The organism is Dactylosporangium sp. CS-047395, assembly GCF_050942185.1.
Classification (GTDB): Bacteria; Actinomycetota; Actinomycetes; order Mycobacteriales; family Micromonosporaceae; genus Dactylosporangium.
This window is the reverse complement of record NZ_CP192015.1, coordinates 3,311,924-3,324,157: the sequence shown is the minus strand read 5'-3', so window position 1 is coordinate 3,324,157 and position 12,234 is coordinate 3,311,924. Positions and strand designations below refer to the sequence as shown.

Here is a 12,234-nt window from a genome sequence, read left to right as displayed (position 1 = left end):
AAACAAGTATCAATATCCAACCGGCCCGCGCAGGGTATCTACGCGGGTCTCACCGGCCGCAGTCGCGGGCGAGCAGGTCGTGCTGGGTCTCCCGGCGGATCAGCGGGCGGGCCCGGCCGTGCGCGACGGCGACCAGCGGCGGGCGCGGCACCAGGTGGTAGTTCGAGGCGCGGGCGTGGTGGTACGCCCCCGTGGCCGAGATCGCCAGCAGGTCGCCCGGGTGCACGTCCGCCGGCAGGTCGGCCGCCGGGACGACGACGTCCGCCGGGTCGTTGTGCCGGCCCAGGACCGTGGCCGGGACGACCGGCGCGACCGACCGGCGCGCGATGAGCATGGCCCGGTGCCGATCCGCGCACTCCACCGCCGGGCAGTCGGTCAGGCCGCCGTCCGTGGTCACCGTCAGGTGGCCGTCGGGGCTGGTGGTGACGGTCAGCACACGGTACAGGGTGATGCCCGCCCGCGCCACGACCGCCCGGCCCGGCGACACCGTCAGGCGCGGGATCGGCACGTCGTGATGCGCGAACGCGCAGCGGAGCGTCGTGCGCATCCGATCGGCGAACGCGTCCAGCGCGAAGTCGTGGTCGCTGTGCCCGCCGCCGAGGTTGAGCACGTCGACCGTGACACCGCGCAAACGGCCGCAGAGGTCGGCGAGCCGGCGGATCTCCTGCTCGTACCGGCGGGAGTGGCCGATGTCGTGCCCGATCGAACAGTCGAAACCGGCGAACCGCAGGCCCGGCTGGCCGGCGAGCCGGGCGACGGCGGCGGCGAGCTCTCCGGTGTCGGCGGCGAGACCGGCGGTACCGTCGCCGCCGACCCGCAACAGGACCCGCTGCCCGCGCGGGGCGGTCGCCGCGAGCCGCGTGATGTCGCTCATCGACTCGGCGACGATGGTGCCCACCCGCGCCCCGTACGCGGTGTTCAGGTCCTCGGGCGTCTTCGCGCTGCCGTAGAGCACCATCCGCGCCGGGTTCGTCCCGCCCGCGAGCGCCACCCGGATCTCACCGGCCGAGCCCACATAGAGGCCGAGTCCTTCGCCGGCGATCCAGTGCGCGACGCCGGAGGTCAGCAGGGCCTTCCCGGTGTACGCCACGTTGCCCGCCCCGAACGCCGCCAGATACGCGCGGCACCGATCGCGGACGGCGGCCTCGTCGAGCACGTACAGCGGGGTGCCGTAGGTCTCGGCCACCTCCGCCAGCCCGACGTCACCGATACGCAGATCGGCGGACATCCATCGCGCGGACGCCGGCCACACGCCTGATTCGAGCCGGATGGGAAGCGACTGAAGCGTCATACCTCGACGCTCGCACCGCGCGGGCCCGCCGCCAAGGGATCCATACGCTTTCCATACGCGCAAATCGTTGTGGCGCAAGGGATGCCGTGACAGCGTCGGTCTCTGTGAGCAGCACCCCGGTGACCCTGGATCCCGCCGCCGCCTGGCTGATCGACCGCCTGGCCGCGACCCCTTCCCCCTGGATCGTCCTCGACGGCGGCCCCGCGCCGGCCGGTTCCCTGCACCTGACCGTCACCCCGGCCGGCCCGGCCCGCGACCGCCCGCTGGTCGTGCGCGGCGACACCACGGCCGGCGTGCCGACCCTGCGCGTGTGCGCACCCGACCTGGTCCCGGCGGTCGCCGCCGTCCTGCTGACCGTTCGCGACCGTACGGGCACCGTCCCCCGCCTGTCCTGCGCCTGGCCTTCGCGCCGCCGCCTCAACGAGGTGGTCGCCCTCGTCGATCCGGGCGTCTTCTCCATCCCGCGGTTGCGCACTCTGCTCCGCCGCGCGGAACCGGTCGTGCTCCGCCGCCCGATCGTCTGCGCGAGCCTCGCCTAGCCTCAGATCGAGTCGGCCAGGACGTTCGCGACCGCGACGCGGGTCGGATCCGGGTTGGCCCAGCTCCAGTTCGGGTGGGCCCGGTTGGTCAGCAGCACCAGCACGAGCTTCCGGCGCGGCTCGACGACGATCTCGCAGCCGGTGAAGCCCGTGTGCCCGTACGCGCCCGAGCCGGCCAGCTTGCCCATGAACCACGACTGATCGAGTTCCAGGCCGATGCCGTGCGTCGAGGTGCGGTTCGGGCGGTCCACGTCGGTCGCGGGCAGGCCGGCGTTCTTGTTCGTGAGCATGTTGCGGACGGTCGCCTCGGACAGGATGCGCTTGCCGTTGTACTGGCCGCCGCCGAGCAGCATCAGGCCCAGCACCGACAGGTCGGCCGCGGTGGTGAAGATGCCGGCCGAACCGGCCACGCCGCCCAGCACGTTGCAGATGTCGTCGTGCACCGTGCCGCGCAGCAGGCCGCGCGACGAACGCGCGTCGGTGGCCACCAGGCGGTTGGCCTTGTCCGCGGCGGACAGCCAGCCGAGCGGCTTGAAGCCGGTGTCACGCAACCCGAGCGGGCCGGTGAGCTCGTTCTTGACCTGCTGGTCGAGCGGCTTGCCGGTGAGCTTCTCCAGGATCTGCTGGGTGAGCAGCAGGCCGAGGCTCGTGTACCGGAACAGCGTGTTGGGCGCGACGCCGTCGGCGAGCGGGGTCGAGATGATGTACGCCCACTTCGCCGCCAGGTCCGGCTTCTTCGACGTCTCCGGGATCGACGGTCCGACCGGCAGGCCGCTGGTGTGTGTGAGCAGCATCTGCACCGTGACGGCCGCCTTGCCGGGCCCGTCGAACTCGGGCAGATACTGCGCGACGGGCGCGGACAGGTCGAGCTTGCCCCGATCGACCTGCTGGAGGGCGAGGATCGTCGTGTACACCTTCGTCACGGAAGCCACGTCGAAGATGGAATCGGGGCGCATCGCCACCCGCGACTTGGCCGGCAGCTCGACCGGCCCGGCGCCCCAGTGCAGCGCCTCGCCCACCGCGGCGTGCGTGGTCACCTTGCCGGCCACGTTGACCAGCACGACCGCGCCGGCATATCCCGGGTGCTTCGGGTTGTCCGAGGTCGGCACCAGATAGCGCTTGAGGGTGTCGACGAGCTTGCCGCTGTACGGCGCCGAGAGAATCTGCCCCGGCCCGCTCGCGCTCGCCGAACCGGACGCCGACAGCCCGGCAACCCCGTCCGCGGCGGCGGGTTCGGCCGCGATCACGTCCTCGGCACCCGAGGCGGAGGGTGCGGCGGACTCGCCCGGCGCGGGCTCGCCGGAGGAGCCGCACCCGGCGAGAGCAGCGAAGGAGGCGGCAAACCCGGCACCGAGCGCGGCGCGCCGGCCTAACCGGCGATCAGACAGCACGAGCGGGATTCTTGCACTTGCAAGCACCGCCGTCCTACCCGCCGAACAGCCGATGCGACGCTCCGCAACCCAACACCCTCCCGCATCCCGCGCCCGAACAGCCGAAACGATCACCCGGCCCGGCGCACCGCGTGCACAAACGCGCATTTCGCACCCGGCCGGTGCCGAGCGCGACCCCGGGCGCTGGGAAGATGGACAGGTGAGCAGCGAACACACCCGGGGCGCCGTGGTCGCGGTGGTCGGGCTGGCCGCGGCGACCGCCGTCCTCGCGCCGCTGCGCGGGCACCTGTCGCTCGCGTCGGTCACGCTGCTGTACCTGGTCCCGGTGGCCGGCACCGCGGTCGCGGGCGGGCTGTGGACCGCCCTCGGCGCGGCCGTCGCCGCCGATCTGCTGCTCAACTTCTTCTTCGTGCCGCCGCTGCGCACGTTGGGCGTGGCGAGTTTCGACAACGTGATCGCGCTGGTCGTGTACGTCGTGGTGGCGGCGGCGGTCGCGGTCGCCATGGACGTGGCCGAACGCCGCCGGGCCGCGATCCGCCAGACCCAGGAGCTGACCGAGGTCGACCGGCTACGCACCGCGCTGCTCGACGCGGTCAGCCACGACCTGCGCACGCCGCTGGCCGGGATCAAGGCCGCCGCGTCGAGCCTGCGCAGCCCCGACCTGGACTTCTCGGCCGAGGACCGGGCCGAGCTGCTGGCCACCGTCGAGCACGCCACCGACCGGATGACGGCGCTGGTGGAGAACCTGCTCTCGCTCAGCCGGCTGCGCGCGGGCGTGCTGTCGGCCACCCCGGAGCCGACGGCCCTCGACGCGGTGGCCGCCGAAGTTGTACTCCACCTGCCCGACCCCGAGCACGCCCGCGATCGGGTGACGGTGGAGGTACCGGATGATCTGCCCCTCGCCTTGGCCGATCCCGGCCTGCTGACCACCGTGCTGGCCAACCTCGTGCAGAACTCGCTCAAGGCCGCGCCGCGGGTGCGCATCACCGGCACGGCCGACGGTTCGCGGGTCCGGCTGGTCGTGGCCGACAACGGCCCGGGCGTGCCGGCGGCGCAGCGGGACGCGCTGTTCGAGCCGTTCCAGCGGCTCGGCGACCGCGGCGGGGCCGGGCTGGGCCTCGGCCTGGCGATCGTGCGCGGCTTCACGGAGGCGATGGCCGGCACCGTCACCCCGTCCGAGACCCGTGGTGGAGGCCTGACGATGACGGTGGAGTTGCCGCGCGTATGAGCAAGGTCCTGATCATCGACGACGACGAGCCGCTGCTGCGCGCGCTGCGGCTGAACTTCGCCGCGCGCGGCTACCAGGTGCAGACGGCCGGTTCCGGTGCCGCCGGGCTGGCCGCCGCCGCGCATCACCCGCCGGATCTGGTGATCGTCGACCTCGGCCTGCCCGACCTGGACGGGCTGGATGTGGTGGCGGGCATCAGGGGGTACAGCGGCGTGCCCATCATCGTCCTGTCCGCCCGCCACAGCGGGCCGACGAAGGTGCAGGCCCTGGATGCCGGGGCCGACGACTACGTGACCAAGCCGTTCGGCATGGACGAACTGCTCGCCCGGATGCGTGCGGCGCTGCGCCGGGCCGCCCCCGCCCCGTCGGCGCCCGTGATCGCGACCCCGGCGTTCACCCTGGACCTGTCGACCAAGCAGGCGACCGGCCCGGACGGCACGCTCATCCGGCTCACCCCGACCGAGTGGCACCTGGTCGAAGTGCTGGCGCGGCACGAGGGCAAGCTGGTCGAACACAAGCGGCTGCTGCGCGAGGTGTGGGGCCCGCAGTACGAGACGGAGACGAACTACCTGCGGGTGCACTTCGCCAACCTGCGCCGCAAACTCGAACCCGACCCGTCGCGGCCGCGCTACTTCGTGACGGAACCGGGCATCGGCTACCGCATGGACGTCACGCCCGCGGCAGGGTGAGGGTCATCGTCAGGCCGCCGCCGGGGGTCGGTTCCGGGGTGAGCGTGCCGCCCATCGCCTCGGCCAGCCCGCGGGACAGCGCCAGCCCGAGGCCCACGCCGGTCGAGTTGTCGCGGTCGCCCAGCCGCTGGAACGGCTGGAAGACGCGGTCGTGGTCCGCCGCCGGCAGCCCCGGGCCGTGGTCGACGACCCGGATCTCGACCCGTCCGGCGTGCGCGCTCGCGCCGAGCGCGGGTGGACGGCCGGGCGGGCTGTACCGCAGCGCGTTCGCGAGCAGGTTCACGAGGATGCGCTCCAGGAGGGCCGGGTCCGCGCGTACCGGCGGCAACTCCGGTGGCACGCTGATCGGCACGGCCGCGTCCAGGTCGTCGGCGGCGCGGGGCAGCGCGTCGGCGAGGTCGACCGGCTCCAGGGCCAGCGCCAGCGCGCCCGCCTGCAGCCGGGACATGTCGAGCAGGTTCTCCACCAGCCGGGTCAGCTTGTCCAGCGACTCCTCGGCGGTGGCGAGCAACTCCGCCTGGTCCTCGTCGGAGAAGTGCACATCGGGACTGCGCAGGCTGCCCACCGCGGCCTTGGCCGAGGCGAGCGGGGTGCGCAGGTCGTGGCTCACCGCCGACAGCAGCGCGGTGCGCAACTGGTCGACCTCGGCGAGCGTGCCGGCCGCGGCCGCCTGTTCGCTGAGCCGGCGCTGGCGCAGCGCGATCGCGGCGTGCGCGGCGAACGCCTCGACGAGCCGGCGGGCCTCCGCGGGCAGGGCGTGACCGCGCAGTACCAGCGCGACGTTCTCTTCGACCGGGACCTCCGTCTCGCCCTCGGCCGGCGACATGCACGGCACGTCGCCGCCGACGGACGCGGCCACCCGCCACGGTGCGGGCTCGGCGTCGCGCTCCAGCAGCGTCACGCAGGTCAGCCCGAACGACTCGCGGACCCGTTCGAGCAGCGCCTCGAGCGGGTTGTCGCCGTGCAGGACGCTGCCGGCCAGCGTGGACAGCGTCTGCGCCTCGGCCGAGGCCCGGGCGGCGTCGCGGGCCCGGCGCGCGGCCCGGTCGACGACGGTGGCCACCGCGACCGAGACGAACACGAACGCGACGAGCGCGAACACGTTCTCCCGCTCGGCGATGGTGAACCGGTTGACGGGCGGCGTGAAGAACCAGTTGAGCAGCAGGAACCCGCCGATCGCGCAGAGCAGCGCGGGCAGCAGGCCGCCGACGAGCGCGGCGGCGACGGCCAGCACGAGGTAGGCGAGGATCTCGCTCGGCAGCACCATGTCCTCGCGGAACTGGGCCAGCACGAGGGTCAGCAGCGGCAGCCCGGCCACCGCGAGCAGCAGCCCGGCGAGGCGGCGGCGCAGGTCGAGGCCGCCCGGGCGGCGGGCGCGGAAGGCGAACCGGCGCGCCTCCTCGTGCGTGACGAGGTGGACGTCGATCGCCCCGGACTCGGCGGTGGTCGTCACGCCGACGCCGGGCGACAGGATCTGCGCGAGGCGGCCCCGGCGGCTGGCCCCGAGCACCAGCTGCGTGGCGTTCACCCCGCGCGCGAAGTCGAGCAGGGCCTTGGGCACGTCGGCCCCGAGCACCTGGTGGTACGTGCCGCCGAGGGACTCCACGAGCAGCCGCTGCCGCGTGAGGTTGGCCGGATCCGCGCCGGCCAGACCGTCGCCGCGCACGATGTGGACGGCCAGGAGGTCGGCCGCCTTCGTGCGCGCGGCGACCCGGGCCGCGCGGCGGATGAGCGTGTCGCCCTCCGGCCCGCCGGTGAGCGCGACGACCACCCGCTCCCGGGTCTCCCACTTCTTGTCGATGCCGTGGTCGGCGCGGTACTGGTCGAGCTGGTCGTCGACCTTGTCGGCCAGCCACAGCAGCGCCAGCTCGCGCAGCGCGGTGAGGTTGCCGACGCGGAAGTAGTTGCCCAGCGCGGCGTCGATCTTCTCCGGCTTGTAGATGTTGCCGTGCGCCATCCGCCGGCGCAGGGCCTCGGGGGTCATGTCGACGAGCTCGATCTGCTCGGCGCGGCGCACGACCGCGTCCGGGACGGTCTCGCGCTGCGGCACGCCGGTGATGCCCTCGACCACGTCGTTGAGCGACTCCAGGTGCTGCACGTTGACCGTGGTCAGCACGTCGATGCCCGCGTCGAGCAGCCGCTCGATGTCCTGCCAGCGCTTCTCGTGCCCGCTGCCGGGAATGTTCGTGTGCGCGAGCTCGTCCACGAGCGCGACCTCGGGCCGGCGGGCGACGACGGCGTCGACGTCCATCTCGGTGAACGTCGAGCCGCGGTACGCCACGTCCTTGCGCGGCAGCACCTCCAGCCCGTCGAGCATCGCCGCGGTGGCGGGGCGCGCGTGCGTCTCCACGAACCCGACGACGACATCGGTGCCGCGTTCGAGGCGCCGCCGCCCTTCCTCCAGCATCTTGTAGGTCTTGCCGACGCCGGGCGCCGCCCCGAGGTAGACACGCAGCGTCCCGCGCGCCATGTCAGCGCCGATCCAGGGCGCGGTTGAGTTCGAGCACGTTCACGGCCGGCTCTCCCATGAATCCGAGGGTACGGCCGTCCGTGTGCTCGTCGACGACCTGGCGCACCTGCGCGGCGCTCATCTTGCGCGCTCCGGCCACGCGCGGGACCTGCAGCGCGGCATACGCCGGGCTGATGTGCGGATCGAGCCCACTGCCACTGGCGGTCACCGCGTCCGCCGGCACCACGGGGTTCGCGGGCGCGTCGCCGCGAATCGGGGTGATCACGCCACGCTCGGTGTCACCGTTCGCGCATTCGACGGGCCTTCCCTGGTACTGGCGGATGAACGGCGTCTGCGGGCAGCGCTCGTTGACGCTCACCGCGCGGTCGGGGTGGACGGCCAGCACGGCGCCCGTCCCGCCGGGGGTGCAGTAGGGCCGGGACCCATCGACGTGTTCGAGTTCGCCGACCGCCTTGCTGCGCTCGCACACGGCGTTGAGCAGTTTCAGGTTCTCCGGGCCGAGGTTGCTCGCGCCGGTCGCCGTCGGGTCGTAGGTTCCGGCGGAGGGGCGCGACTGGAAGTACTGTGGCAGCGGTTTGCCCTGAGCGTCCACGAAGGACTGTCCAATGAGGTCGGACCGGTCCGGGAAGAGTATGCCGGCGGCCACCATCACCAGCGGGTAGGCGATGCCGAGGACGACGGTGAGGGCGAGCAGGGCGCGGAGGGCGGCGAGGTGCTGGGCGAGCCAGGCTGGGAGTCGCATCAGGAGATCCCCGGGATGGTCATGATGAGCAGGTCGATGAGTTTGATGCCGATGAAGGGCACGATGATGCCGCCGGCGCCGTAGACGAGCAGGTTGCGGCGCAGCATGGCGGCGGCCGGGCCGGGCCGGTACCGGACCCCGCGCAGGGCGAGGGGGATCAGCGCGACGATGACGACGGCGTTGAAGATGACGGCGGAGAGGATGGCCGAGGTCGGCGAGTGCAGGTGCATGATGTTGAGCCGGTCGAGGCCGGGGTAGATCGCGGCGAACATGGCCGGGATGATCGCGAAGTATTTGGCGATGTCGTTGGCGATCGAGAACGTGGTCAGGGCGCCGCGGGTGATGAGCAGTTGTTTGCCGATCTCGACGATCTCGATGAGTTTGGTCGGGTCGGAGTCGAGGTCGACCATGTTCCCGGCCTCTTTCGCGGCCGAGGTGCCGGTGTTCATGGCGACGCCGACGTCGGCCTGGGCGAGGGCGGGGGCGTCGTTGGTGCCGTCGCCGGTCATCGCGACGAGTTTGCCGCCCTGCTGTTCCTGTTTGATGAGGGCCATCTTGTCCTCGGGGGTGGCCTCGGCCAGGAAGTCGTCGACGCCGGCCTCCTCGGCGATCGCCTTGGCCGTCAGCGGGTTGTCCCCGGTGATCATCACGGTCCGGATGCCCATCCGCCGCATCTCGTCGAACCGCTCCCGCATCCCCTGCTTGACGACGTCCTTGAGGTGGATGACGCCGAGCGTGCGGGCGTCCTCCCCCGCTCGGCGGGAGGCGACGACGAGGGGCGTGCCGCCGGACGAGGAGACGGCGTCCACGATCGCGCCGACCTCGGTGGTGGGGTGCCCGCCGTGCTCGCGGACCCACTTCATGACCGCGGTCGCGGCGCCCTTGCGCACCTCGCGCCCGTCGACGTCCACCCCGGACATTCGGGTCTGCGCGGTGAACGGGACCCACTGCGCGCCGGTGACGTCACGCTCGCGCAGGCCGTGGTGCTCCTTGGCGTACACGACGATGGAGCGGCCCTCGGGCGTCTCGTCGGCGAGTGAGGACAGCTGCGCCGCCTCGGCGAGTTCGTCGATGCTCACGCCGTCGACGGGCAGCAGATTGCCCGCCTGCCGGTTGCCCAGGGTGATGGTGCCGGTCTTGTCCAGCAGCAGCGTGTTCACGTCGCCGGCCGCCTCGACCGCGCGGCCGGACATCGCCAGGACGTTGCGCTGCACGAGCCGGTCCATGCCCGCGATGCCGATCGCCGACAGCAGCGCGCCGATCGTGGTCGGGATGAGGCAGACGAGCAGCGCGACGAGCACGATGCCGGAGACCGGGCCGCCGGAGTAGATGGCCAGGGGCTGCAGCGTGACGACGGCCAGCATGAAGATGATGGTGAGCGAGGCGAGCAGGATGTTCAGCGCGATCTCGTTCAGTGTCTTCTGCCGGTTCGCGCCCTCGACCAGCCGGATCATCCGGTCGATGAACGACTCCCCCGGCTGCTGCGTGATCCGCACGACGATCCGGTCCGACAGCACCTTCGTACCGCCCGTGACCGCGGAACGATCGCCGCCCGACTCACGGATGACCGGCGCCGACTCGCCGGTGATGGCCGACTCGTCCACCGACGCGATGCCCTCGATCACGTCGCCGTCACCCGGGATGATCTGCCCGGCCTCGACCACGACCACGTCACCCTGCTTGAGCTCGTTCGCCGGCACGGTGGTGCCGTCCCGCAGGTACGCCATCGTGTCCTGCTTGGCCCGGCGCAAGGTGTCGGCCTGGGCCTTGCCGCGCCCCTCGGCCACCGCCTCGGCGTAGTTCGCGAACAGCACCGTCAGCCACAGCCAGACCGTGATGGCCCAGGCGAACACGCCGGGATGCACGATCGCGAGCACGGTCGTGTAAATAGAGCCGATTTCAACAATGAACATGACCGGGTTGCGCCACAGGGTCGTCGGGCTGAGCTTGCGCACCGCGATGAGCAGCGAGGCCGGGTTCACTGGATGCCCTCCGCGAGCGGGCCGAGCGCGACCGCCGGCAGGTAGGTGAGCAGCACGACGACGACCGTGACGGCCACGACCATGCCGACGAACAAGGGTTGGTACGTCCTGAGCGTCCCCGCGGACTCCGGTGTCGGCTGCTGCTGCGCGAGCGAACCGGCCAGCCCGAGCACGAAGATGATCGGCAGGAATCGGCCGAGCAGCATGCACAACCCGAGCGCCGTGTTGAAGAAGGTCGTGTTCGCACTGATGCCCGCGAACGCCGAGCCGTTGTTGTTCGACGCCGACGTGAACGCGTACAGGATTTCGGAAAGCCCGTGCGCGCCCGGATTGGCCATCGACGCCCGCGCGGTCGGCGAGCCCATCGCGATCGCCGTGCCCACCAGCACCAGCGCCGGGGTCGTCAGCAGATACAGCGACGCGAACTTGATCTCCCGCGCACCGATCTTCTTCCCCAGATACTCCGGCGTCCGCCCGACCATCAGACCGGCCACGAACACCGTGATGACGGCCAGGATCAACATGCCGTAGAGCCCTGATCCGGTACCGCCCGGTGCCACCTCGCCCAGCATCATGTTCAGCATCGTCACCATGCCGCCCAGCGCCGTGTACGAGTCGTGGAACGAGTTCACCGCGCCCGTCGACGTGAGCGTCGTCGCCGCCGCGAACGTGGCCGACTGCGCGACGCCGAACCGCGTCTCGACGCCCTCGGTCGCCGCCCCGACGGCCGTCGGCACCGTGCCGGCGTGGTGCAGCTGCAGCGCGGTGAGCGCGATGGTTGAGCCGATCGCCAGGATGGCCATGATGCCGGCGATCGCCAGCCCCTGCCGCTTGTCGCCGACCATCCGGCCGAACACCCGCGGCAGGCAGAACGGAATGAGCAGGATCAGGAAGATCTCGAACCAGTTCGTCCAGCCGGTCGGGTTCTCGAACGGATGCGCGCTGTTGGCGTTGTAGAACCCGCCGCCGTTCGTCCCCAGCTCCTTGATGACCTCCTGCGAGGCGACCGGGCCGCCGGTGATGTGCTGCGTCGCACCGGCCAGGGTGGTGACGTCGTGCCCGGCGGACAGGTTCTGGATGACGCCGCCGGCCATGAGCACGAGCGCGCCGACCACGGCCACCGGCAACAGGATCCGCACACAGACGCGGACCAGGTCGACCCAGAAGTTGCCGAGCCGGTCCGACTTCGACCGCGCGAAGCCGCGCACGAGCGCCACCGCGACCGCGACGCCGACCGCCGCCGAGACGAAGTTCTGCACGGCCAGCCCGGACATCTGCACGAGGTGGCCCATGGTCGACTCGCCGGAGTACGACTGCCAGTTCGTGTTCGTCACGAAACTCACGGCGGTGTTCCAGGCCTGGTCCGGTGCGACCGGATCGAAGCCGAGACTGAGCCACAGGTGGTTCTGGACGCGCTGGAAAACGTACAGCAGCAGGATCGAAACGGCCGAGAATGCGAGCACACTGCGCGCATAGCCGCCCCACGACTGCTCGCCCGCGGGATTGACGCCGATGGCGCGATACATGAGCCTTTCGGCGCGCAGGTGCCGGGCCGAGGTGATGGCGCGGAACATGTAGTCGCCGAACGGCCGGTACAGCACGACCAGCACCAATATCAGCGAGGCGGCGAACAGCGACCCGGCCATCAGAAACGCTCCGGAAACAGCAGCGCCGCGACCAGGAACGCGGTCAGGGCGACGGCCAGGACGAGGCCGACGAGGTTTTCCGTGCTCACAGCCGCTCCACCGCCCGCACCGCCAGGCCGAGCAGCGCGAACGCCGCGACCGTCAGCACCACGAAGACCACATCGGACATGGCTGTACCTCCCTCTCCCGCAAGTGAAGTTGCGAGGTGGTGCACTGCCCAGATGCGTTGACGCGATCCCTACGCGACCGCCCGTTT

At 71.7% G+C, this 12,234-nt stretch carries 11 protein-coding genes; 3 read left to right on the top strand and 8 right to left on the bottom strand.

Annotated features, from left to right (window positions below):
* Nucleotides 1–49: 49 nt before the first annotated feature.
* Nucleotides 50–1,228 (bottom strand): diaminopimelate decarboxylase family protein, encoded by a 1,179-nt coding sequence (locus tag ACQP00_RS15625; RefSeq protein WP_433219582.1) that lies wholly within the window; start codon nt 1,226–1,228, stop codon nt 50–52.
* Between the two features lie 167 nt (nt 1,229–1,395).
* Between ACQP00_RS15625 and ACQP00_RS15620 the strand changes: the two genes are divergently transcribed.
* Entirely contained in the window at nt 1,396–1,830 is a 435-nt protein-coding gene (locus tag ACQP00_RS15620; RefSeq protein WP_433219580.1) for a hypothetical protein, read from the top strand.
* Nucleotides 1,831–1,832: 2 nt separating this feature from the next.
* On the opposite strand, the gene ACQP00_RS15615 is transcribed toward ACQP00_RS15620, so the two are convergent.
* The gene (locus ACQP00_RS15615; protein WP_433219578.1) at nt 1,833–3,221 is read right to left on the bottom strand and encodes a serine hydrolase domain-containing protein; all 1,389 of its coding nucleotides are present in this window, start codon (nt 3,219–3,221) and stop codon (nt 1,833–1,835) included.
* Nucleotides 3,222–3,420: 199 nt separating this feature from the next.
* Between ACQP00_RS15615 and ACQP00_RS15610 the strand changes: the two genes are divergently transcribed.
* Together ACQP00_RS15610 and ACQP00_RS15605 are read left to right on the top strand one after the other, a co-directional pair.
* Entirely contained in the window at nt 3,421–4,449 is a 1,029-nt protein-coding gene (locus ACQP00_RS15610) for a sensor histidine kinase (RefSeq protein ID WP_433219576.1), read from the top strand.
* Nucleotides 4,446–5,138, top strand: coding sequence for a response regulator (locus ACQP00_RS15605; protein WP_433219574.1), 693 nt, complete (start codon nt 4,446–4,448; stop codon nt 5,136–5,138). Before ACQP00_RS15610 ends, ACQP00_RS15605 begins: the two co-directional genes overlap by 4 nt.
* Here the strand turns inward: ACQP00_RS15605 and ACQP00_RS15600 are convergent.
* The 6 genes from ACQP00_RS15600 to ACQP00_RS15575 are packed head-to-tail and all read right to left on the bottom strand — an operon-like array spanning nt 5,119 to nt 12,192.
* Nucleotides 5,119–7,608, bottom strand: a complete 2,490-nt coding sequence (locus tag ACQP00_RS15600) for an ATP-binding protein (protein ID WP_433219572.1) — start codon at nt 7,606–7,608, stop codon at nt 5,119–5,121. The two genes, ACQP00_RS15605 and ACQP00_RS15600, sit on opposite strands and share 20 nt — an antisense overlap.
* A 1-nt stretch (nt 7,609) precedes the next feature.
* Nucleotides 7,610–8,350: a potassium-transporting ATPase subunit C gene (locus ACQP00_RS15595; protein WP_433219570.1), complete on the bottom strand. Its 741-nt coding sequence runs from the start codon at nt 8,348–8,350 to the stop codon at nt 7,610–7,612.
* Nucleotides 8,350–10,332: a potassium-transporting ATPase subunit KdpB gene (gene kdpB / locus ACQP00_RS15590; RefSeq protein ID WP_433219568.1), complete on the bottom strand. Its 1,983-nt coding sequence runs from the start codon at nt 10,330–10,332 to the stop codon at nt 8,350–8,352. Before kdpB ends, ACQP00_RS15595 begins: the two co-directional genes overlap by 1 nt.
* Nucleotides 10,329–11,978 (bottom strand): potassium-transporting ATPase subunit KdpA, encoded by a 1,650-nt coding sequence (gene kdpA / locus ACQP00_RS15585; protein WP_433219566.1) that lies wholly within the window; start codon nt 11,976–11,978, stop codon nt 10,329–10,331. The genes kdpB and kdpA overlap by 4 nt, the downstream gene beginning before the upstream one ends.
* Nucleotides 11,978–12,067: a K(+)-transporting ATPase subunit F gene (kdpF, locus tag ACQP00_RS15580; RefSeq protein ID WP_433219564.1), complete on the bottom strand. Its 90-nt coding sequence runs from the start codon at nt 12,065–12,067 to the stop codon at nt 11,978–11,980. The genes kdpA and kdpF overlap by 1 nt, the downstream gene beginning before the upstream one ends.
* Entirely contained in the window at nt 12,064–12,192 is a 129-nt protein-coding gene (locus ACQP00_RS15575; protein ID WP_433219562.1) for a hypothetical protein, read from the bottom strand. The genes kdpF and ACQP00_RS15575 overlap by 4 nt, the downstream gene beginning before the upstream one ends.
* Nucleotides 12,193–12,234 lie beyond the last annotated feature (42 nt).